The organism is Comamonas serinivorans, from assembly GCF_002158865.1.
Lineage (GTDB): Bacteria > Pseudomonadota > Gammaproteobacteria > Burkholderiales > Burkholderiaceae_C > Comamonas_E > Comamonas_E serinivorans.
Window position 1 is genome coordinate 2,434,440 of sequence record NZ_CP021455.1, and the last position, 20,389, is coordinate 2,454,828.

The 20,389-nt window shown below is 66.0% G+C and carries 19 protein-coding genes; 6 read left to right on the plus strand and 13 right to left on the minus strand.

All coding sequences use genetic code 11. The features are described from left to right. Window positions 1-82: 82 nt before the first annotated feature. Entirely contained in the window at window positions 83-952 is an 870-nt protein-coding gene (gene phnX / locus CCO03_RS10340) for a phosphonoacetaldehyde hydrolase (RefSeq protein WP_087280759.1), read from the plus strand. A 130-nt stretch (window positions 953-1,082) separates the two neighbouring features. On the opposite strand, the gene sbcB is transcribed toward phnX, so the two are convergent. From sbcB to clpS, 3 genes are all read right to left on the minus strand, one after another. Further along, window positions 1,083-2,534: an exodeoxyribonuclease I gene (gene sbcB / locus CCO03_RS10345; protein ID WP_087280762.1), complete on the minus strand. Its 1,452-nt coding sequence runs from the start codon at window positions 2,532-2,534 to the stop codon at window positions 1,083-1,085. A 157-nt stretch (window positions 2,535-2,691) separates the two neighbouring features. Continuing rightward, window positions 2,692-5,019 (minus strand): ATP-dependent Clp protease ATP-binding subunit ClpA, encoded by a 2,328-nt coding sequence (clpA, locus tag CCO03_RS10350; protein ID WP_087280764.1) that lies wholly within the window; start codon window positions 5,017-5,019, stop codon window positions 2,692-2,694. A 114-nt stretch (window positions 5,020-5,133) separates the two neighbouring features. Next, on the minus strand, window positions 5,134-5,490 hold the full coding sequence (clpS, locus tag CCO03_RS10355; protein ID WP_087280767.1) for an ATP-dependent Clp protease adapter ClpS: 357 nt from the start codon (window positions 5,488-5,490) through the stop codon (window positions 5,134-5,136). 155 nt (window positions 5,491-5,645) lie between these two features. Here clpS and CCO03_RS10360 point away from each other — a divergent pair, with 155 nt between their 5' ends. The 5 genes from CCO03_RS10360 to CCO03_RS10380 all read left to right on the plus strand — a co-directional run bounded on the left by CCO03_RS10360 (window position 5,646) and on the right by CCO03_RS10380 (window position 9,129). Then, window positions 5,646-5,888, plus strand: a complete 243-nt coding sequence (locus CCO03_RS10360) for a cold-shock protein (RefSeq protein WP_087280770.1) — start codon at window positions 5,646-5,648, stop codon at window positions 5,886-5,888. 228 nt (window positions 5,889-6,116) lie between these two features. After that, a complete protein-coding gene (locus tag CCO03_RS10365) occupies window positions 6,117-7,280 on the plus strand; it encodes a thiolase domain-containing protein (RefSeq protein ID WP_087280773.1) in 1,164 nt (387 codons plus the stop codon). Window positions 7,281-7,299: 19 nt separating this feature from the next. Beyond that, entirely contained in the window at window positions 7,300-7,680 is a 381-nt protein-coding gene (locus CCO03_RS10370; protein ID WP_087280776.1) for a Zn-ribbon domain-containing OB-fold protein, read from the plus strand. 276 nt (window positions 7,681-7,956) lie between these two features. Next, the gene (locus tag CCO03_RS10375) at window positions 7,957-8,307 is read left to right on the plus strand and encodes a hypothetical protein (RefSeq protein WP_087280779.1); all 351 of its coding nucleotides are present in this window, start codon (window positions 7,957-7,959) and stop codon (window positions 8,305-8,307) included. A gap of 180 nt (window positions 8,308-8,487) precedes the next feature. Next, complete coding sequence (locus tag CCO03_RS10380; RefSeq protein ID WP_087280782.1) at window positions 8,488-9,129, plus strand: AAA family ATPase; 642 nt, start codon at window positions 8,488-8,490, stop codon at window positions 9,127-9,129. A gap of 100 nt (window positions 9,130-9,229) precedes the next feature. On the opposite strand, the gene rlmH is transcribed toward CCO03_RS10380, so the two are convergent. The 10 genes from rlmH to CCO03_RS10430 all read right to left on the minus strand — a co-directional run bounded on the left by rlmH (window position 9,230) and on the right by CCO03_RS10430 (window position 19,894). Further along, the gene (rlmH, locus tag CCO03_RS10385; RefSeq protein ID WP_087280785.1) at window positions 9,230-9,697 is read right to left on the minus strand and encodes a 23S rRNA (pseudouridine(1915)-N(3))-methyltransferase RlmH; all 468 of its coding nucleotides are present in this window, start codon (window positions 9,695-9,697) and stop codon (window positions 9,230-9,232) included. Between the two features lie 105 nt (window positions 9,698-9,802). After that, window positions 9,803-10,048 carry a recombinase RecA gene (locus tag CCO03_RS10390; protein WP_087280789.1) on the minus strand — a complete coding sequence of 82 codons (246 nt, stop codon included), beginning with the start codon at window positions 10,046-10,048 and terminating at the stop codon, window positions 9,803-9,805. A gap of 5 nt (window positions 10,049-10,053) precedes the next feature. After that, complete coding sequence (rsfS, locus tag CCO03_RS10395; protein ID WP_087280792.1) at window positions 10,054-10,845, minus strand: ribosome silencing factor; 792 nt, start codon at window positions 10,843-10,845, stop codon at window positions 10,054-10,056. A 96-nt stretch (window positions 10,846-10,941) separates the two neighbouring features. After that, the gene (gene hemF, locus CCO03_RS10400) at window positions 10,942-11,871 is read right to left on the minus strand and encodes an oxygen-dependent coproporphyrinogen oxidase (RefSeq protein ID WP_087280795.1); all 930 of its coding nucleotides are present in this window, start codon (window positions 11,869-11,871) and stop codon (window positions 10,942-10,944) included. Window positions 11,872-12,050: 179 nt separating this feature from the next. Further along, a complete protein-coding gene (gene nirD, locus CCO03_RS10405; RefSeq protein WP_087280798.1) occupies window positions 12,051-12,419 on the minus strand; it encodes a nitrite reductase small subunit NirD in 369 nt (122 codons plus the stop codon). A gap of 11 nt (window positions 12,420-12,430) precedes the next feature. Further along, window positions 12,431-14,974, minus strand: coding sequence for a nitrite reductase large subunit NirB (gene nirB / locus CCO03_RS10410; protein ID WP_087280800.1), 2,544 nt, complete (start codon window positions 14,972-14,974; stop codon window positions 12,431-12,433). A 262-nt stretch (window positions 14,975-15,236) separates the two neighbouring features. Further along, window positions 15,237-16,529, minus strand: a complete 1,293-nt coding sequence (locus CCO03_RS10415) for a nitrate regulatory protein (protein WP_169717464.1) — start codon at window positions 16,527-16,529, stop codon at window positions 15,237-15,239. An 11-nt stretch (window positions 16,530-16,540) separates the two neighbouring features. Next, entirely contained in the window at window positions 16,541-17,308 is a 768-nt protein-coding gene (gene cobA, locus CCO03_RS10420; protein WP_087280804.1) for a uroporphyrinogen-III C-methyltransferase, read from the minus strand. A 32-nt stretch (window positions 17,309-17,340) separates the two neighbouring features. Continuing rightward, window positions 17,341-19,092, minus strand: a complete 1,752-nt coding sequence (locus CCO03_RS10425; RefSeq protein WP_087280806.1) for a bifunctional protein-serine/threonine kinase/phosphatase — start codon at window positions 19,090-19,092, stop codon at window positions 17,341-17,343. Beyond that, window positions 19,079-19,894, minus strand: coding sequence for a formate/nitrite transporter family protein (locus tag CCO03_RS10430; protein WP_087280808.1), 816 nt, complete (start codon window positions 19,892-19,894; stop codon window positions 19,079-19,081). Before CCO03_RS10430 ends, CCO03_RS10425 begins: the two co-directional genes overlap by 14 nt. Between the last annotated feature and the right edge of the window lie 495 nt (window positions 19,895-20,389).

Below are 20,389 nucleotides of genomic sequence, written 5' to 3' on the forward strand. Positions count from 1 at the left end.
CTCGTTTTTTGAACAACGGGAATAGGGTGGTACTGCCCCGTCTGATCAATTGAATTTCCCCGTCATCCTGAACTGCTGAACCATGAATGCCGTCACCGATTCCTTTGCCATCGCTCCCTCCGAAGCCTCTAGCGACCTGTCGCCCCTGCAGGCCGTCATTTTCGATTGGGCCGGCACGCTGGTCGATTTTGGCTCTCTGGCGCCCACGCAGATTTTTGTCGAAGCCTTTGCCACGTTTGGCATCAGCCTCACGCTGGCCCAGGCGCGCGGCCCCATGGGCCTGTCCAAGTGGCACCACATCCACCAGCTGTTGCAGGACGAGCGCATCGCCAGCCAGTGGCAAGCCGCCTTTGGGCGCCGCCCGGCGCAGGCCGATGTGGACGCCATTTACGCGCGCTTCATGCCCATGCAGATTGCCAAGGTGGGCCAGTTTTCAGCGCCGATTGACGGCGCCGCCGAGGTGTTGAGTTGGCTGCGCGCCCAGGGCCTGAAGGTGGGGTCGTGTTCGGGCTATCCGCGCGAAGTGTTGGACCAGTTGCTGCCTCAGGCGGCGGCAGCCGGCATCGCGCCAGACCATGTGGTGGCTGGCGACGAGCTGTCTGCAGGCGGTCGACCAGGGCCGTTCATGGCGCTGGCCAACGTGTTGGCCCTGGGCGTGACCGACGTGCGCGCTTGCGTGAAGGTTGACGACACCGTGCCTGGCATCGAGGAAGGCCTGAACGCCGGCATGTGGACCGTGGGCCTGAGCCTGTCGGGCAACGAAGTCGGCTATTCGCCGGAGGAACTCACGCACGTGTCAGCCGCGTACGTGGATGCGCGCGTTGCCGAGGCAGAAGCCAAGCTCAAACGTGCGGGCGCTCACCACGTCGTGCGCAGCATCGCCGAGCTGCCGGGGGCGCTCAAGGCCATCGCCAAGACGGTGAGGAAGGCGCGGCGCGTCCAGCGAGGCTAAACAGCTCCGTAGGGGTTTGTTCTGGCCAGCTTGTTTAGCTTTATACGATGTATATTATGTAAATAAATAGTTATGGAAGACCGACTATCTGGCGCCAACCGCTGCAGTTTGCAGCCGTTGGCGCCCCTCCTCATTGCCCCAGGTTGGCCAGGTGGTCGCCCCAGTCGTACAGCTCAGACAGCAGCTCGGAGCTGGCTTCATCGTCTTCGGCGGCTTCCAGGCGGGACTCGAGTGCGTCCCAGAATGCCTGAACGCTGGTGTAGCCATCTTCACCGTGCAGCACCCGCGCCTCGCGGTGCGCCTGCCAGGTCTGGACTTCGTCAGCCGACAGCGACTCGGGAAAGTTGCGCGCGCGAAAGCGGAACACCAGCTCCTGCAGACGCGGGTCGTCGAACCCCAGCCGTGCCCGGCTCATGGCTTCGGGGCTCAGTTCGATGAACTGCACCAGGCGATCGCGGTCGCTGTCGCTCAAAAAACCGCCGTACAGGTCCTCATCGACATCGCGAGGCGCCATCGCCGGACGCTCGTAGACGCGTCGCCACACGTGGGTCATGTCGGGCAATCCACGCAGCTGTTGGGCATGCCGCTCGGCCTGCGCCAGGTCGACGCCCCATCGCTGAGCCTGCGCATCCGACAACGTCCGCAGGTTGCGGATGACGATGGGCGACTTGTTCAGGTGAATGCCTTTGATGGGCAGTCGGGAAACGCCTTCAGGCAGATCCTGGGTTGGTGTGAACAGGCGTTCTCGCAGCTGTTCGGCGGTGAGGTCGGCCAGTCCTGCAGGATCCTCGCGCAGGTCCCAGGCCAGCAGCTCGTTGGCGTTCGTCGGGTGCATCGCCAGCGGCCACATCACGGCCAGACAGCCGCGGGTGGGTGAAAACATGCCCGACACGTGCAGAAAGGGTCGCGCCTCGCCCACCGTGGTGGGCAAGCCCAGCTCCTGGGCCACCCGTTGTTTGTGCCGCAGGGCCAGGCAGAATTCGAACAGTTTGGGCTGTTGCTGCTTGAGCAGGCGCGCGAGCGCGATGGTCGCGCGCACATCCGACACCGCGTCGTGCGCCGCGTCGTGAACCAGCCCATTGGCGCGGGTCAGATGCTCCAGCTTGAAGGACGGCTGCCCGTCCACCAGCGGCCACTCGATGCCCTGCGGCCTGAGGGCATACGCGCACCGCACCACATCAAGCAAATCCCAACGGCTGCACCCATTGCGCCATTCGCGTGCAAACGGGTCGCGCAGGTTGCGCCACAGCAGGTACCGCGTCACCTCGTCGTCGAAGCGGATGGAGTTGTACCCGAGGCTGATGGTGCCGGGCGCGCTCATCTCCGCCTGAATGCGCGCGGCGAACGCGGCCTCGTTCACCCCCCTGCTCTCGCAGCGCTGCGGCGTGATGCCTGTGATCAGGCAGGCCTCGATCTCCGGCAGCATGTCGGTCGGCGGCTGGCAATACAGCTCAATGGGCTCGCCGATCTCGTTGAGGTCCAGGTCGGTCCGGATGGCGGCAAACTGCGCGGGCCGGTCACGGCTGGGCCGGGTGCCAAAGGTTTCATAGTCATGCCAGAGAAAGGTCTGCGCAGCGTGCATGGATCATTCACATGAAGGGTATCAGCCGGTTGTCGTTTTCATTTAAGCGATAACTGGCTGATACTGGTCTGACAAAAACACCTGAACGTCCCTCCAAAAGAAAAGCCAGTCCGGGCGGACTGGCTTGTTCCATGGAGGCCTCAAGGGCTAGCGGCCATCAGTCGGCAGCGAGTTCCTCGTGTGGCTCGGCAGGCTCGGACTTGGACTTCTTGGTCAACGGGGTGATGTCGAGCAACACCTCGTCCTTGTCGTCCAGATCGACGTTCAGGCGACCGCCATCGACCAGGCGGCCAAACAGCAATTCGTCGGCCAGGGCCTTGCGAATGGTGTCCTGAATCAGGCGCTGCATCGGGCGCGCACCCATCAGCGGGTCGAAGCCCTTCTTGGCCAGGTACTGGCGCAGCTTGTCGGTGAAGGTGACCTCGACCTTCTTCTCGGCCAGCTGGGTCTCCAGCTGCAGCAGGAACTTGTCGACCACGCGCAAGATGACTTGCTCGTCGAGCGGCTTGAAGCTGACGATGGCATCCAGCCGGTTGCGGAACTCGGGCGTGAACAGGCGCTTGATGTCGCCCATTTCGTCGCCAGCCTGCCGTGGGTTGGTGAACCCGATGGTGGCCTTGTTCATGGTCTCGGCGCCCGCGTTCGTCGTCATGATGATGATGACGTTGCGGAAGTCGGCCTTGCGCCCATTGTTGTCGGTCAGCGTGCCATGGTCCATGACCTGCAGCAGCACGTTGAAGATGTCCGGGTGCGCCTTCTCGATTTCATCGAGCAACAGCACCGCATGCGGCTTCTTCGTGATGGCTTCGGTCAGCAGACCGCCCTGGTCAAACCCCACGTAACCCGGAGGCGCACCAATCAGGCGCGACACCGCATGGCGTTCCATGTACTCGGACATGTCGAAGCGGATCAGCTCGATGCCCATGATGTAGGCCAGCTGCTTGGCCGCCTCGGTCTTGCCGACGCCCGTGGGGCCGCTGAACAGGAACGAGCCGATTGGCTTGTCGACCTTGCCCAAACCTGAGCGCGCCATCTTGACGGCCGACGACAGCACCTCGAGTGCTTTGTCCTGGCCGAACACGACGGATTTCAGGTCACGCTCCAGCGACTGCAACTTGCTGCGGTCGTCGTGCGAGACGCTGGCCGGCGGGATGCGGGCGATCTTGGCCACGATCTCTTCGATCTCGTGCTTGCCAATGGTCTTCTTGCGCTTGGACACGCTGAGAATGCGCTGGGCAGCGCCCGCTTCGTCGATCACGTCGATGGCTTTGTCCGGCAACTGGCGGTCGTTGATGTACTTGGCCGACAGCTCGGCCGCCGCCTGCAACGCCGCCTGCGCGTACTTCACGCTGTGATGCTCCTCGAAACGGCTCTTGAGTCCCTTGAGGATGTCCACGGTTTCGGCCACGCTGGGCTCCACCACGTCGATCTTCTGGAAGCGGCGCGACAGCGCAGCGTCCTTGTCGAAAATGCCGCGGTACTCCGTGAACGTGGTCGCACCGATGCAGCGCAACTGGCCGCTGGACAGCGCCGGCTTGAGCAGGTTGGACGCATCCAGCGTGCCACCCGAAGCCGCACCGGCTCCGATCAGCGTGTGGATCTCATCGATGAACAAGATGGCATGCGGCTTGTCCTTCAGCGCCTTGATCACGCCCTTGAGGCGTTGCTCGAAGTCGCCGCGGTACTTGGTGCCGGCCAGCAGCGAGCCCATGTCCAGCGAGTAGACCACGGCATCCTTGAGGATGTCGGGCACGCTGTCCTGCGTGATGCGCCAAGCCAGGCCTTCGGCAATCGCGGTCTTGCCCACGCCCGCCTCGCCCACCAGCAGCGGGTTGTTCTTGCGACGACGGCACAGAACCTGAATGACGCGCTCAACCTCGTACTCGCGGCCCACCAGCGGGTCGATCTTGCCCTCTTTCGAGGCTTGGTTGAGGTTGAGGGTGTACTGCTCCAGCGGCGAGGCCTTTTCGGCTTTGTCGCCCGACTGGTTTTCCTCGTTTTCACCTGACGGCTGTTGCTCGTTGCCGCGACCAGCCTCGGGTGCTTCGCCCTTGCGGATACCGTGGGCAATGAAGTTGACCACGTCCAGCCGGGTCACGCCCTGCTGATGCAGGTAGTACACGGCGTGCGAGTCCTTTTCGCCAAAGATGGCGACCAGGACGTTGGCACCCGTGACCTCTTTCTTGCCATTGCCCGTGGATTGCACGTGCATGATGGCGCGCTGAATGACGCGCTGGAAACCCAGCGTGGGCTGGGTGTCCACCTCGTCGGTGCCAGCCACCTGGGGGGTGTTGTCCTGGATGAACGTGGTCAGGGACGCACGCAACTCGTCCAGGTTGGCTGCGCAGGCGCGCAGCACTTCAGAAGCGCTGGGATTGTCCAGCAGGGCCAGGAGCAGGTGCTCGACCGTGATGAACTCATGGCGCTGCTTGCGCGCCTCCACGAACGCCATGTGGAGGCTGACTTCCAGCTCTTGGGCAATCATGTGATTCCTTTGTTTCAGACGGCCTGAAGATCGACCGGTTGACCGGTGGCCTCGCTGACATCATAGCTGCGCGGCACGCCCGGTATTGGCCTCACATCTGGGGATGTGTCCCAACTATTCAACAGGTTCGCTGATGCATTGCAGCGGGTGCCCCGCCTGCTGGGCGGCTTCGCGCACGCGGTCGACTTTGGTGCTGGCCACGTCGCGGGTGAAGACCCCACACACACCTCGCCCATCGAGGTGGATCTTGAGCATGATCTGGGTCGCCGTGTCGCGGTCCTTGTTGAAGAACTCCTGCAGGACGAGCACGACGAATTCCATGGGCGTGAAGTCGTCGTTGAGCATGACCACCTGGTACATCTTCGGGGGACCGACTTTCAGGGGAACGCGTTCGAGCACGACCTCCCCGTCCCCATCGGCGGGACGCTGTTCAAGGGGGTTGTGCGGGACTGTGGGTCGTCGGGTGGCCATCGCGGAATTGTATCGGGGCAAGCCCAGGGGCAGCGCGCAGGCCGGGACATCGCCGCCCGGCCGGTTACCAAGTTGACAGCCCTAGAGTGAAGTCCCGTTGACAAGGGGTCGCCCATCTCCAAAACTGTGGGGAAGTATGAAAGAGGAGACGAAGTATGCCCAGTGGTGTGGTCAAGTGGTTCAATGATGCGAAAGGATGGGGCTTCATTGAACCCGATGGGGGTGGTCCGGATGCGTTTGCCCATTTTTCGGCAATCGCGATGGATGGGTACAAAACCCTCAAGGAAGGTTCCCGCGTGGACTTTGAGTTGACTCAAGGTCCGAAGGGCCTTCAGGCGGTCAACATCCGCTCCAATCAAGCCCTCGTTCAGGAAATCGATTCCACGCCTGGACTCTGACCCCCGATGGCTGAACCTGGCCGGCACTTGGTGCCGGCTTTTTTTTGCCCGCGCGGACGTGCCGGTGCTTTCGGCAGGCGCCAAGCGCAGCACGCATGGCTAAGGGTTTGTCACAGGCGGCACAGGCCAAGCTTGCCTGTGCCTGGGGGGATTGGGTCCAATCGGGGCTTTGGCTCGCACGACCTCGGCAGAGGTATCCCTTCAGAGTCGGTTCCCCTCAGGAGTTCCATGAGTACAGCCCCCGTCTACATCGTGGGTGCCTACGAGCACCCAACCCGCCTGGCGACTGACAAGTCCGTGGCCCAATTGCACGCCGAAGTCGCCAAGGGCGCCCTGGAAGACGCTGGCCTGACCAAGGACGACATCGACGGCTATTTCTGCGCTGGTGATGCGCCCGGCATGGGCCCGGTGTCCATGGTCGACTACATGAACCTCAAGGTTCGCCACATCGACTCCACCGACATCGGCGGCTCGTCGTACCTGATGCACGTGGCGCATGCCGTGCAGGCCATCCGTGCCGGCAAGTGCAGCGTGGCGCTGATCACCCTCGCCGGCCGTCCGCGCAGCGAAGGTGTCAAGGCCGCCGGCCCGCGCGTCATCAACCCCATTCAGCCCGATGTGTCGTTCGAGGTGCCCTTCGCCCCTTCGATCGTCAACATGTACGCCATGGTGGCCGCTCGCCACATGCACCAATATGGCACCACGGCCGAGCAACTCGCTTGGATCAAGGTCGCCGCATCGACGCACGCGCAGTACAACCCCAACGCCATGCTGCCCAAGGTGGTCACCGTGGACGACGTGGTCAACTCGCCTTACGTGTCCACCCCTCTGCACCGCCTGGATTGCTGCGTGATTTCGGACGGTGGCGGCGCGCTGATCGTGGCGCGCGAAGACATCGCCAAGTCGCTCAAGCGCCCCTTGGTCAAGGTCATTGGCATGGGCGAATCGGTCAAGGGTCAAATGGGCGGCGACGTCGACCTGACCTTCTCAGGCGCTGTGGTGTCGGGCAAGACGGCTTTTGAAGAAGCCAAGGTCAGCCACGCCGACATCAAGTACGCGTCGATCTACGACAGCTTCACCATCACCGTGCTCATGCAGCTGGAAGACCTGGGCTTTTGCAAGAAGGGCGAAGGCGGCAAGTTCGTGCAAGACGGCAACCTCATCTCGGGCGTGGGCAAGCTGCCCTTCAACACCGATGGTGGCGGCCTCTGCAACAACCACCCCACCAACCGTGGCGGCATCACCAAGGTCATTGAAGCCGTGCGCCAGCTGCGCGGCGAAGCACACCCGAAGGTTCAGGTGCCCAACTGCGACATCGCACTGGCCCACGGCACCGGCGGCAGCCTGGGCACGCGCCACGGCTCGGCCACGCTGATCATGGAACGCAACTGATTTCGGGAAGAGAACCCTCATGAGCGAACGCACCATCACCTCCCCCTTCCCCAATCCGGAAACTCAAGCTTTCTGGGACGCCTGCTCGGCTGGCGAATTCAAGGTGCCCAAGTGCCACGACTGCGGCAAGCACCACTGGTACCCCCGTGCCCTCTGCCCGTTTTGCTTCTCGGACAAGGTCGAGCTGGTCAAGGCCCAGGGCAAGGGCACCATCTACAGCTTCAGCACCACCTTGAAGCCGGTCACGTACACCATCGCCTACGTGCAACTGGCCGAAGGCCCGATCATGATGACCAACATCGTCACCGATGCACACGACAAGCTGAAGATCGGCCAGGAGGTCACGCTGACCCTGGTGCCCAGCGAAGACGGCACGCCCGTGCCCATGTTCAAGGCCTGATTGGGCTTGTGGCCAGTATGCGCCTGTTGCCGTTTTTCTATCAACGAGAGCAGCGCCATACTGTCATGGCATGACCGCCTGACGGTTGTCGGCCTGGTCGACAAGCCATCGGAAGCCCTCCAACCCGGCTGCACCCCAGCCGGGTTTTTTCTTGCTCGGACAAGCCGAGCTTTGCGGTGCCCAAAGACCGGCGGGTCACCAGTGCCTCACTTGAGTATTTGCCAAGCATTGGCCTTTTTGCCAAAATGACCACGTAAGCCGTTCAAGGAGTTTGCCATGTCCGCCCTGCCCTCGATCGATCACCTGCCGCGCGAAAACGCATCGCGTGTGAAAAACCAATGGGCCGACGTGGTGCGCGAGGTGCAGGCCAAGGGGTCGGTGGCTGTCACCAAACATGCACGCGTCGAGCTGGTTTTGCTCACGCCCGATGCCTACACGGCCTTGCTGCACGACGCCCAGGCCGCTCAGCAGCAGGCACAGGCGCAGCTCGAGGCCTTGAACGCCCGGTTTGATGCCCAGTTGCACCGCCTCCAGGCACCGCAGGCCAGCCAGGCGCTGACCGACCTTTTTGCGGCGCAGGGGCAGTTGGACGCCGCCCATCGGCCTGTGGCGGGCGGCGGCTTTTGAGCGACTTGCGGACTTGCGCGGCGTCGATGCTCAGAGCCCGCCTGCCCAGCGTGCGGCTCGCCGTTTCAGCGCCCTTGCGCCTTCAGCGCATTGCCCCGTCACACGTTCCACGCACCCTTGTCCGCCCGGCGACTGCGGCCGTGCTCGTGGTGCGACGTTGCCGGGCAGCGAGCTGACGCCATGAAGCCCTTCATCCTCGTCCTGGCTGGCGTCAACGGCGCCGGCAAAAGTTCGGTGCTGGGGCAGGCCCTGCTGCACGCTCACGGCCTGCCCTGGTTCAACCCCGACACCTATGCGCGTGAACTCGTGCAGCAGCACGGTGTGGCGCCGGTCCTGGCCAATGCGCGGGCCTGGCAGTTCGGCCGTCAGCGTCTGGAAGCTGCTTTGCAGGCCGGGCACAACCATGCCTTCGAAACCACCTTGGGCGGGCGCACCATCACCCGGCTGCTGCTGCAGGCTGCTCGCACCCACGACGTGAACATGCTGTTCTGCGGCCTGACCTCGCCTGAGCTGCACCTGGCCCGCATCGCCGAGCGCGTCGTCCATGGCGGCCACGACATCCCCGAAGACAAGGTGCGCGAGCGCTTCAACGCCTCGAGGCTGAACCTCATCGCGCTGCTGCCGCACCTGGCCCAGCTGCAGGTCTTTGACAACAGCGCCACCGTTGCGCCGGGTGCGCCCATCGCCAACCCGCGCCTGCTGCTGCATCTGGCACACGGCCGTGTGCTGCAACCTGATCGACAGGACGCACACGCCCTGGCTGCCATGCCGGACTGGGCGCGCCCCGTGGTGCAGGCGGCGCTGGAGCTGAGTCAGGCTTGACCCCTCGCTGGTACAAACGAGGAGAGCGACCTGTCACGAACAGAGGCTGGCGGAGTATGGTTCAACTGCCGTTTTAAACCCAACGGCAACAGTCGCATACTCACTCTCGATGGTAAGGGTGACCGGTCTGGATGGACCAGGCGCGGTACAGCTGCTCGATGAGCAGCACCCGCACCATGGCGTGCGGCAGCGTCAGGTCCGACAGCCGAATGCGCTCATGGGCCAGGCGTCGAAACTCGGGGTCCAGCCCGTCAGGCCCACCGATGACCAAGGCCACGTCCACCCCCTCGCCTTGCCAGGCGGTCAGTTTGTCGGCCAGGGCCTTGGTGGTCAGTGCGGTGCCCCGCTCGTCCAGCGCCACCACGTGCGTGCCCCGGGGAATGGCCGCTTCGATGCGCTGGCGCTCGGCGGCGAGCAGCGTCTCGCGGGTTTTGGACGCACGGGGTTCTGTCTTGACGGCCTTCAGCTCCACCTTGAGCTCGGGCGGAAAGCGCTTGACGTAGTCGTTCCAGGCTTGCTGCGCCCAGTCCGGCACCTTTTGGCCCACGGCCACAATGCTCAATCGCACAAAGGATTCCGCTTCAATGACATGGTTCAGATGTAAGCAGTATCAGCGCTCTGCCGATGTTGAATCAACGGATGCCGCCGCATACCCCTAAGGGCTGGGCGTCGATCAAGCCGATGTCCGTTGCGACTCGGCCCAGGCGATGGCGCCCTCGATGGCCCGCCGGGCTTGCGGGCTGTTTTTCCAGCACGTGCTGCCCAGGCGCTCGGCCAGTTGAGCCACGACCTCGCGTGCATCGGCCTGCGCCAGCGCGCCGACCTCGTCCAGGCCCAGGCTTTCCAGGCGCGCCAGCACGGTCGGCCCCACGCCTTTCACGGCCAGCAGGCTGCTTCGTTCGGATTCGCTGAACGCCATGTGGCTCAAGCCTGGCCGGCTGCAGGCTTCTTGGCCACTGCCTTTTTGGCGGGCGCTTTCTTGGCCGCGGCCTTCTTGGTGGCGGACTTGGCAGCGGGTTGGGCCGCCGAAGGCGCTGCCGGCTTGCCGGTCTTCGCCGCGGGCTTGCGAGCCGGCGCGCCCACGACCAGGGTCTTCACCGCTTTCTTGGCGGGTGCCTTGGCCGGGGCTTTCTCGGCCGTGGCGGACGGGGCGGCTTTTTTGGCCGCAGCGGTCGTCTTGGCCGGGGTTTTCGTTGACGTCTTCGCCGCAGCCTTCTTCACGACAGCCTTCTTGGCGGGTGCCTTGCCCACCGGGCTGTCGTCAGCAGACTCGGCAGCGGGCTTGGCCTTGGCGGCCTTTTTGGCCGCAGCGGCTTTCTTGGCCGCCGTGGTGGCCAGGGCCACGGGCTTGTCGCCCCACTTTTCTTCCAGGTTGTAGTAGCGGCGGATGTCGGGCTGCATCACATGCGCCACGGCGGCGCCGCAGTCCACGATGATCCAGTCCCCACTGCCCTTGAGTTTGCCGCGCGACCCGCCCGGCGTGTCCTCGAGCTTGGGCTTGGGGAAGCCGGCTTTCTGCACGGCATCGACCACGCTGGCGGCGATGGCGCGCGTTTGCCGGTTGGAGGTGCCGCTGGCGATGATCACACGCTCGAACAGCGCCGACAACGCCTCGGTGTCGAACACCAGGATGTCGTGCGCTTTCACATCTTCCAGGCCATCGATGATGGCTTGCTGGAGCGTCTTCAGGTCGTGCTTGGGGGTGGACTTGGTCATCAAAAATCGGGGTTGAGGTCCTGGCTCGCCATCCTAGCGCGAGCCCTGCGGGAGTGGGGAAAAAATCAGGCACCGGGCCGGGCTTCGTGTGGGTGATCACGCCAACCAGTCGCGCGGCTGCAGGAAATGCTCGGTCAAGCGCGCTTCCGGGCTGCCCGGCTCGGGTGTCTGCCGATAGGCCCAGGCGACCAGCGGCGGCATGGACAGCAGGATGGACTCGGTGCGCCCCCCCGACTGCAGGCCGAAATGGGTGCCACGGTCCCAGACCAGGTTGAATTCAACGTAGCGGCCACGGCGGATCAACTGGTGTTCGCGCTCTCGTTCGCCCCAGGGCGTGTCCTTGCGGCGCGTCACGATGGGCAGGTAGGCCGGCAAAAACGCCTGCCCCACCGACTGGATGAGGGCGAAGCCGTTGTCGCTCCCGCCTTCGGTGAAATCGTCAAAGAAGATGCCGCCCACGCCGCGCGCCTCGCCGCGGTGGCGGTTGAAGAAGTAGTCGTCGCACCACTGCTTGAAACGGGGGTGCTTGTCGGCCCCAAAGGCCGAGACCGCGTCCTTGCAGGCCTGGTGGAAATGCCGCACGTCCTCGTCGAAGCCGTAGTGTGGCGTCAGGTCCATGCCGCCGCCAAACCAGCACGTCGGTGCCACGCCAGCATGCCCCGCGGCGATCATGCGCACGTTCATGTGCACCGTGGGCACATAGGGGTTGCGGGGGTGAAACACCAGCGATACGCCCATGGCCTCGAACGGCGCCCCGGCGAGTTCGGGCCGCTGCTGGGTGGCCGAAGGTGGCAAGGTGGAGCCGCGCACGTGCGAAAAACCGCAGCCGGCGCGCTCGAACACAGTGCCGCCTTCGAGGATGCAGGTCAGGCCGTCGCCTTGCAGGCGTTCGCTCGCGTCTTTGCGCCAGGCGTCACGGCGGGCCAGCACGCCGCTGCCCGCCTCGCGTTCGTGGGCTTCCAGGGCATCGACGATGGTGGATTGCAGGTCCAGGAGCCAGGACCGCACGGCGGAAGGATTCACCATAAACCGGTTGAGCAGGGGGCGCCGCGGCGCGTTGAACGCTGCGCGGGCCAAAGATTAGGGGGACTCAGAGCCACGACCCTGAAACGCGCAACCCACGATTATCCCTGCTTTGTCGCCAACTTCCCGTGGCTCGCGCTGCTTGGGCCACAGGGCTGCGGCGCACACCACGCGTCGGCGCCTCAACCCTGTCCGGCGCACAGCCAGACCTGGCCATCGCGCGCCTGCACGGGGAACGTGGTCAGCACCGTCGTGTCGTCTTCCAGGCAAATGCCGGTGTTCAGGCTGTAGTGGTGCTTGTAGATCGGCGAGGCCACCACGACTTCGCCGCCCAGGTCGCCCACGATGCCGCGCGAGAGCACGTTGGCGCCGCTGTGTGGATCGTGGTTGGCGATGGCGAACAGGCGGTCATCGGCCAGCCGGAACACGGCGATCTGCTGCCCGTCGACGAGCGCGCACACGCCCATGTCCGGCCAGATGTCGTCCAGCGCGCACACGCGGGTCCAGCCACCGCTGGTCACCGAAGCAATGGGATGAGGATGGGGGATCATGGTCGACTCCTTCAGGCCAGGGCCAGGGATGGTTTTTCGTCGCTGCGCGCCGGTCGCAGCTGCGCGCGCTCGGGCACGAACACGATGTTGGCGTCGGCCGCTTCGCTGTTCACAAACGTCTTGAAGCGCTTGCGGGTTTCGGGATCGGTCACGGCCGTGCGCCATTCGCATTGGTACCGGTTCACCACGTGCTGCATCTGGGCTTCAAGCTCGGCGCCCAGCCCCAGGCTGTCGCGGATGAGCACGTCCTGCAGGTAAGCCAGCCCGCCTTCCAGGCCGTCGCGCCAGGTGCTGGTGCGCTGCAGGCGATCGGCGGTGCGCACGTAGAACATGAGGAAGCGGTCGATCAAGGCGATCAACTCGGCCTTGTTCAGGTCACTGGCGATCAGCTCGGCGTGGCGCGGCTTCATGCCGCCGTTGCCGCAGACGTAGAGGTTCCAGCCCTGCTCGGTGGCGATCACCCCCACGTCCTTGCCCTGGGCTTCGGCGCATTCACGGGTGCAGCCCGAGACCCCGAACTTGATCTTGTGCGGCGAGCGCAAGCCCTTGTAGCGGTTCTCCAGCTCCACAGCCAGCCCCACGCTGTCGCCCACCCCGTAGCGACACCAGGTGGAGCCCACGCAGCTCTTCACCGTGCGCAGCGATTTGCCATAGGCATGGCCCGATTCGAAGCCGGCCGCGATTAGCTCCTCCCAGATCAGCGGCAGCTGGTCGACGCGCGCGCCAAACATGTCCACCCGCGCCCCACCCGTGACCTTGGTGTACAGGCCGTATTTCTTGGCGATCTGGCCGACGGCGATCAAGCCGTCCGGCGTGACCTCGCCCCCCGGCATGCGCGGCACCACCGAGTAGCTGCCGTCTTTCTGGATGTTGCCGAGGTAGTAATCGTTGCTGTCCTGCAGCCTGGCCAGGTCTTTCTTCAGCACGAACTCGTTCCAGCACGACGCCAGGATGCTGGCGACCAGCGGCTTGCAGACATCGCAACCCAGGCCTTTGCCGTGCCTGGCCAGCAGGTCGTCGAACGACTTGATCTCTCCCACGCGCACGAGGTGGTACAGCTCCTGGCGCGAATGCGGAAAGTGCTCGCACACGTGGTTGTTCACGGCCAGGCCGCGCTTGGCCATCTCGGCCTTCATCACCTGGGTGACCAGCGGCACGCAGCCGCCACAGCTCGTGCCGGCCTTGGTGCAACTCTTGACCTGGGCGATGGTGCAGGCGCCCTCGCCCACCGCGGCACACACCTGCGCCTTGCTCACGTTGTTGCACGAACACAGCTGCGCGCCGTCGGGCAGTGCCTCCACGCCCAGGCCGGGTTTGGCCTGGCCGTCGCTGGCCGGCAGGATCAGCTGCTCGGGCGCTTCCGGCAAGGCCATGCCGTGCGCCACCATTTGCTGCAGCGTGCCGTATTCGTCGGCATTGCCGACCAGCACCGCGCCCATCAGCCGCCGTCCGTCGGCGCTGACCACCAGCTTTTTGTAGACCTGGCGCAACTCGTTGGCGTAGACGAACTTGCGGCAGCCCGGCGTCGTGCCGTGGGCATCGCCCACGCTGGCCACGTCCACGCCCATCAGCTTGAGCTTGGTGCTCATGTCGGCGCCCGCAAACACCGTCGTGGTATCGCCGCTCAGGTGGGCGGCCACCACGCGCGCCATGTCGTAGCCCGGTGCCACCAGGCCAAACACCTGGCCGTTCCACGAGGCGCACTCGCCGATCGCATACACCTTGCGGTCCGAGGTTCGGCAGTGGTCGTCGATGACCACGCCGCCGCGTGGACCGATGGCCAGCACCGATTGGCGGCCCAGCTCGTCACGCGGCCGAATGCCGGCCGAAAACACCACCATGTCGGTTTCCAGCCAGGTGCCATCCGAAAACACCATGCGGTGGCGGGCGGTCATGCCGTCCGTGATCTCCACCGTGTTGCGGTCGGTGTGCACGCTGACACCCAAATCCTCGATCTTGGCCCGCAGCACCTCGCCGCCGCCCTCGTCCACCTGAACGGCCATCAGGCGCTTCGAAAACTCGACGACGTGCGTTTTCAGGTCCATGTCGCGCAGGGCCTTGGCGCACTCCAGCCCCAGCAGGCCGCCCCCCACCACCACGCCGCTTTGCGCGTGCTGGCCGGCTGCCAGCATCGCCTCCAGGTCTTCGATGGTGCGGTAGACGAAGCAACCGGCGCGGTCTGAACCCGGCACGGCCGGCACAAAGGGCACCGAACCCGTGGCCAGCACCAGCTTGTCGTAGGTCAGGGTTTGGCCGTCGGCCAGCGTCACCTCGTTGATGCGGCGGTCGATCTGCGCCACGCGCGCGTTCAGCATCAGGGTCAGACCCGGGCGGTCGTAAAAGCCGGGCTCGACCAGCGACAGGTCCTCGGCACTCGTGCCGCTGAAGTAGCTGGACAGGTGGACCCGGTCATACGCAGCGCGTGGCTCATCGCCAAACACCGTGATCTGCAGGCCTGCGGCCTCGAGGTCGGGGTGGCGGCCGACCATCTCCTGCACGAAGCGGTGACCCACCATGCCATTGCCGATGACGAAAATCCGGGTTGATTCGGGCATTGCAGTGCTCCTGAAAGAAAACGCAAAACGGCGCCCATCGCCAGAGGGCCTGCCTGTGCAGGCCGCCTGGCAATGGACGCCGTTGTCCATGTCGCCGATGCCGGTTCACGCGGGCATCGACCGATGGCACCTTCAATGCAAGGGGCGTGCCAGCTCTGCACAGGCTTGCCGCCCCCGCATTCGCGCCTTTGGCCCCTGGCTTTGGTGCCCGTCGCAGGCTCAACGCACCAGAACAGGGCCGCCCATGCACCGCCCTGGAGGCTCAGGCCTCACCGGGGTCTCGCAGGACGCGTTCGGCCACGTCGAGCAGCGTCATGCCCGCATTCATCGCCATGCGCAGCAGTTGCTCATGGGCTGCGGCCTCGCTCAAGCCGTGCTGGCTCACCAACCGCCATTTGGCTTGCTCGATGCGGCGGCGCTCGACCTGGGCGCGCCGCGCCTGGGCCAGCGCCTGGTCGGCCTCGTGCAGGCGCACGCCCTGCTCCAGCAGCACGTCCAGCACCGAGCGCGCCATGGCATCGCCCATGGCGTCCCCATTCACCGCCGCATCCAAAGGCCGTCCTACCAGGGTATAGGCCACTGCCGTTTTTCTATCAATCGACAACTCGTGGTACTGCCTGGATGCCTGATTCAGACTCGCCAGCGCCTGGGTGGTCTCGGTCACGCGCTCGCGGCAGCAGGCGGCCAGGTGCAGGGCCAGCTCGCGCTCCAGCTCGTGCATGGCGTCGATGCGGGCCGTGCACACATCGAACCAGATGGGCGCGAAGGCCGGCGCCTGCGGCTGCGTGCCCTGGCTGAGGGCCCGCAGGCGCTGCAGGGCCAGCTCGTCGGCGCGCAGGGCCTGCCAGCGCGCCAACAGGGCTGCGGGCGCGTGCTGGCAGAACAGCTCGATGCTGCGCTCTTGCGCCTGCACCAGACCCGCCATCAGCCGCCGGTGCGCGTCGTCAAACGCGCCCGCCGCGAACCCGCGCACCCCGTGAGCGCGCTCCTGCCCGCACAGTTCCTTGGCCTGCATGAAGTTGAGCAAGGCCACCAGCAGGTGCGTGATGACCGGATCGGCCGCCCCTTCCAGGGCTTCGATGCTGACCCCCAGCAGGCTGCCGATGCAGCGGCCGTAGCCGTCCAGCGCCTGGTCGGCGGTCAGGCGCGCCTGCCGCAGTTGCGCACGCAGGGCGGGCAGGCCGTCCAGGCCATGCAGCGCGTGGGCCACCGCGTGCAGGCAACGCGGCTTGGTCAACGGCCAAGCTTCAGCAGCCAGGCCGTCGTCGAGCTGCTGGCGCAGGGCCTGCTCGGCCGCTTCGGCCACGTCCACCTGTGCGGCCCAGGTGCTGCGCACATCCGCAGGCCGCACCGCCACAAGGGTCAGGTGCAACATGGCCTGCCCACGCTCTTTCTGCAGGGCATGCACCAAACGCCCCACCGTAATCACCAGCTCGCAGGTCTGGGCCAGCTCGCCCATGCCTTGCAGCTCGCGCCGATGCGCCGCCAGCATGAAACGCAGCGTCAGCGCGCTGTCATGAACGGGCGCTTGAGCAGGCGCGCGGGACACAGGCACCGCCGATGTCCTCATGCGGCCCGTGTGCGGTGGCCGGCCACTTCGGCCTCGGGCAGCACCTCAGCCTGTGCCAGTGACACCACCCGGCCCACCACAAGGATGGCGGGGCTGCGCAAGGCGAAGCGCCGCGCGGCGTCACGCAGCTGCGACAGCGTGGTCTGGCACTGGCGCTGCTGCGGCAGGCTGGCCTGCTCGACCAGGGCGACCGGCATGTCGGCCGCCATGCCGGCACCCAGCAGCGCGGCCTGGATGTCAGCCAGCTTGGCCACCCCCATGTAGATCAGCAGGGTCGTGCCGCCGGCCACCAGGGCCGCCCAGTTGGGTGCATCGCCGTGCTCGGTGTGGCCGGTCACCAGCGTCACACCCTGGGTGATGCCGCGCATGGTCAGCGGCAGCCCGCAGGCCGTGGCCGCGGCGAGGCCGGCGGTGATGCCGTTGACCACCTCGCAGGCCACGCCATGTGCCTGCAGCCAGGCCACTTCTTCGCCCGAGCGCCCGAACACTCCCGGGTCGCCGCCCTTGAGCCGCACCACGCGCAGGCCCTGGCGCGCGTGGCGCAGCATCAGCCGCTGGATGAAGGCCTGTGGCGTGGAACGGCAGCCGCCGCGCTTGCCCACCGGCACCAGGCGGGCCTGGGGGCAATGTGCCAACACCGCTGGGTTCACCAGGTCGTCCACCAGCACCACATCGGCCTGCCCCAGCACGCGCACCGCCTTCAGCGTCAGCAGCTCGGGGTCTCCGGGGCCTGCGCCCACCAACCACACCTTGACGTCACTCATCTCGACCCCTTGCCCATCCATGTCCCACGTGTTCAGCCGCGCGCCAGCGACCCCAGCAGAGCCAGCAACAGCACCACGCACAGGCCCTGCCAGAACGCCACCGGGTGGCGGGCCACCAGCGGCAAGCGCTGCGGGGCGGCCGCCACACTGGGCATGCGCAAGGCCTGCACGAACTCCGACAACTCGCCAAACCGCATGGCCGGGTCTGGATGCAAGCCCCGTGCCAAGGTGTCGTCGATCCACACAGGCAGGTCGCGGTCGTCCTGGACCACGGGTGCATAGCGCAGGCGCGCCTGCTCGGCCCGCGAACGCGTGCGGGCTGCCTGGGTGCCATACGGCAGGCGGCCGCTCAGCATCTGGTAGGCGATGGCGGCCAGCGCGTACTGATCGGACTGCACGCTGGCGGCCTGGCCCAGGAACAGCTCGGGAGCGCTGAAGGCCAGCGTGCCCATGCCGCCCAGCGGCTCGGTGGCGTCCAGTGCACGGTCCAGCCCCAGTGCCTTGGCCGAGCCCAGGTCGATGATGTGGACCCGGCCCGCCTCGTCGATCAGGATGTTGTCCGGCCGCAGGTCGCGGTGCAGGATGTCCTGCCGATGCATGGCCTGCAGGCCGCGGGCCACCTGCTCGACGATGGCCCGCACCGCGTCCAGCGTGGGCCGCGGGTGTTCGCGCATCCACTGCGTGAGGGTGATGCCGGCCACATGCTCGCTCAGCACATACAGGTGCGACTTCACCGGCGGCCCCGGCAGGCTGCGCACCACGTGGGCGCTGGCAATGCGGCGCGCAAACCAGTCTTCGAGCAACAGCCGCTCCAGGTAAGCCGGGTCCTGGCGGCCGTCCAGCGACGGGATCTTCATCACCGCGCGCGCGCCGCGCTCGTCCGCCACCAGGTAAACGTGGCTGCGGCTGCTGGCGTGCAGCTGCGCCAGCACGGTGTAGCCATCGAGCTGCTGGCCCACGGCCAGCACCGGCGGGCATGGTGGCAAGCCGGTGAACAGGCGCATGTCGGCCGCGCTGGGCACGGGCAAGGCCAGCACCCGCACCAGCTGCACCGTGGCGTCGTCGGTGCTGCCTGCGGCGCGGGCCTGGCTGACCCACTGGCGGGCCAACCGGTCCAGCGCCTGCGCATCGTCCAGCTCGGCATGCGCCAGCGCGGCGCACACGCTGGCCTCGCTCACGTGCTCGTGCACGCCATCGGTCATCAACACGAACACATCGCCCACGGCCAGCGGCGCGGTCTGGTAGTCCAATTCAACATGGGGCTCGGTGCCCAGCACGCGCGTCAGCACCGGCCGCCCATCCACCTGCACGCGGTGGGCGGTGCTCAAGGTGTCGAGCTGACCCTGGCGCACGCGGTAGACGCCGGCATCGCCGACCTGGAAGACATGCGCCGTGGCCGACTGCAACACCAGCAGGCTCAGCGTGCAGGCGTGGGCCTGGTCGCGCTGCAGGCCGACGTGGCCGGCCTGGCGCGATTGCGCGTGCAGCCAGGCGTTGGTGGCCGCGATGACGCGCTGCGCCGATTTCTTCACCGACCAGGTGTCGGGCGTGCTGAAGTAGTCCTCCAGCACGCTGGTGACGGCGATCTCGCTCGCCAGGTGGCTGACGGGGCTGCTGCCGATGCCGTCGGCAATCGCAAAGGCCGCACCCTTGGCGATCAGCCCATGGCCTTGCGGCACGAAGGCGCCATGGCAATCCTGGTTGCGGGCATGGGTGCCGCGCTCGCTGTGCTGCCCCACCTGCAGCCGGAGCGCGGGCACCGCCGCGGCTTCAGCCGATGGCATGTTTGCGCGGGGCGGTTTTCACGTGCGTGGCGTACAGCGCCAAGCCGGTCATGCTCAGGCCGCCCACCATGTTGCCCAGCAGCACCGGGATCTCGTTCCACAGCATGTAGTCGGCGACCGAGAAGTTGCCGCCCAGCATGATGGCCGTGGGGAACAGGAACATGTTGACCACCGAGTGTTCGAAGCCCATGGCGAAGAACAGCATGATGGGCATCCACATCGCCACCACCTTGCCGCCCACGCTGGTCGAGACCATGGCCCCCACCACGCCCAGCGACACCATCCAGTTGCACAGCACGGCGCGGATGAAGATGGTCAGCCAGCCCGCCAGGCCGTGGGCCGCGTAGCCCAGCGTGCGGTTCTCGCCGATGTGGGCCAGCGTGTCGCCGATCTTGCCGGCCGGCGCCGAGAAGCCGTAGGTGTACACAAAGGCCAGCAGGAAGGCCACGATCAGCGCGCCCACGAAGTTGCCCGTGAACACCACGCCCCAGTGCTTGAGGATGGCCGACAGCGTGACGCCGGGCCGGCGGTCGATCCAGGCCAGCGGCGTCAGCATGAACACGCCCGTGACCAGGTCGTAGCCCATGAGGTAGAGCATGCAAAAGCCCACGGGGAACAGGATGGCGCCCAGGATGGGGTAGCCCGTCTGCAGGGTGACGGTGACGGCGAAGGCCGCCGCCACCGAGAGGATGGCGCCCGCCATCAACGCGCGGATGAAGGCGTCGCGCGTCGCCATGTAGAGTTTGGATTCGCCGGCGTCGACCATCTTGGTGACGAATTCCGAAGGCACGATGTATGACATGGGGGACCTCGTTCGTTGCAGGTGAACACGCAAAAAGGCGCCATGAACCGGGTCCCGGTTCATGGCGCCTTTGCCGTGCATCCCACCTGGATTGCGCCAGGTGCGTGGACACCCCAGTCAAAGCACGATGCGTGCCAATTCTTCAAGGCCGATGCAAGGGTTCGCCGCGCGACGGCGGTGCGCCAACCTGCGCATTCGACTCTGGAACAGCTGCGCGCCGCAGCATGGTTGCCCCCAGCCAGGGCGTGCGACCGCAGCCTGCGCCAGACAATGCACCAAGATGGTGAGTTGGCGTCGGCGTGGTGCGGCCGATGCCCCGTCCCTTCCCGCCCCGGAGGCAACAACCCATGCCGCCATGCTGCCGGGTATGTCACCCAGCGCCAATCGGCAGACCGTGGCACGCGCCCGGTAGCCGTGGCTGAGCGCGACAGACTCGAAAGCCTTGTGCAAGGCGATCCCGCAGGCTTCGGCCTGCCCCGGGCAGACCGTCACAAG

Bases quoted from the DNA above. Each gene is read 5' to 3' on its own strand.
- phnX (WP_087280759.1), top strand. From the start codon at position 83: ATGAATGCCGTCACCGATTCCTTTGCCATCGCTCCCTCCGAAGCCTCT.
- sbcB (WP_087280762.1), bottom strand. From the start codon at position 2,534: ATGCACGCTGCGCAGACCTTTCTCTGGCATGACTATGAAACCTTTGGC.
- clpA (WP_087280764.1), bottom strand. From the start codon at position 5,019: ATGATTGCCCAAGAGCTGGAAGTCAGCCTCCACATGGCGTTCGTGGAG.
- clpS (WP_087280767.1), bottom strand. From the start codon at position 5,490: ATGGCCACCCGACGACCCACAGTCCCGCACAACCCCCTTGAACAGCGT.
- CCO03_RS10360 (WP_087280770.1), top strand. From the start codon at position 5,646: ATGCCCAGTGGTGTGGTCAAGTGGTTCAATGATGCGAAAGGATGGGGC.
- CCO03_RS10365 (WP_087280773.1), top strand. From the start codon at position 6,117: ATGAGTACAGCCCCCGTCTACATCGTGGGTGCCTACGAGCACCCAACC.
- CCO03_RS10370 (WP_087280776.1), top strand. From the start codon at position 7,300: ATGAGCGAACGCACCATCACCTCCCCCTTCCCCAATCCGGAAACTCAA.
- CCO03_RS10375 (WP_087280779.1), top strand. From the start codon at position 7,957: ATGTCCGCCCTGCCCTCGATCGATCACCTGCCGCGCGAAAACGCATCG.
- CCO03_RS10380 (WP_087280782.1), top strand. From the start codon at position 8,488: ATGAAGCCCTTCATCCTCGTCCTGGCTGGCGTCAACGGCGCCGGCAAA.
- CCO03_RS10390 (WP_087280789.1), bottom strand. From the start codon at position 10,048: ATGGCGTTCAGCGAATCCGAACGAAGCAGCCTGCTGGCCGTGAAAGGC.
- rsfS (WP_087280792.1), bottom strand. From the start codon at position 10,845: ATGACCAAGTCCACCCCCAAGCACGACCTGAAGACGCTCCAGCAAGCC.
- hemF (WP_087280795.1), bottom strand. From the start codon at position 11,871: ATGGTGAATCCTTCCGCCGTGCGGTCCTGGCTCCTGGACCTGCAATCC.
- nirD (WP_087280798.1), bottom strand. From the start codon at position 12,419: ATGATCCCCCATCCTCATCCCATTGCTTCGGTGACCAGCGGTGGCTGG.
- nirB (WP_087280800.1), bottom strand. From the start codon at position 14,974: ATGCCCGAATCAACCCGGATTTTCGTCATCGGCAATGGCATGGTGGGT.
- cobA (WP_087280804.1), bottom strand. From the start codon at position 17,308: ATGAGTGACGTCAAGGTGTGGTTGGTGGGCGCAGGCCCCGGAGACCCC.
- CCO03_RS10425 (WP_087280806.1), bottom strand. From the start codon at position 19,092: ATGCCATCGGCTGAAGCCGCGGCGGTGCCCGCGCTCCGGCTGCAGGTG.
- CCO03_RS10430 (WP_087280808.1), bottom strand. From the start codon at position 19,894: ATGTCATACATCGTGCCTTCGGAATTCGTCACCAAGATGGTCGACGCC.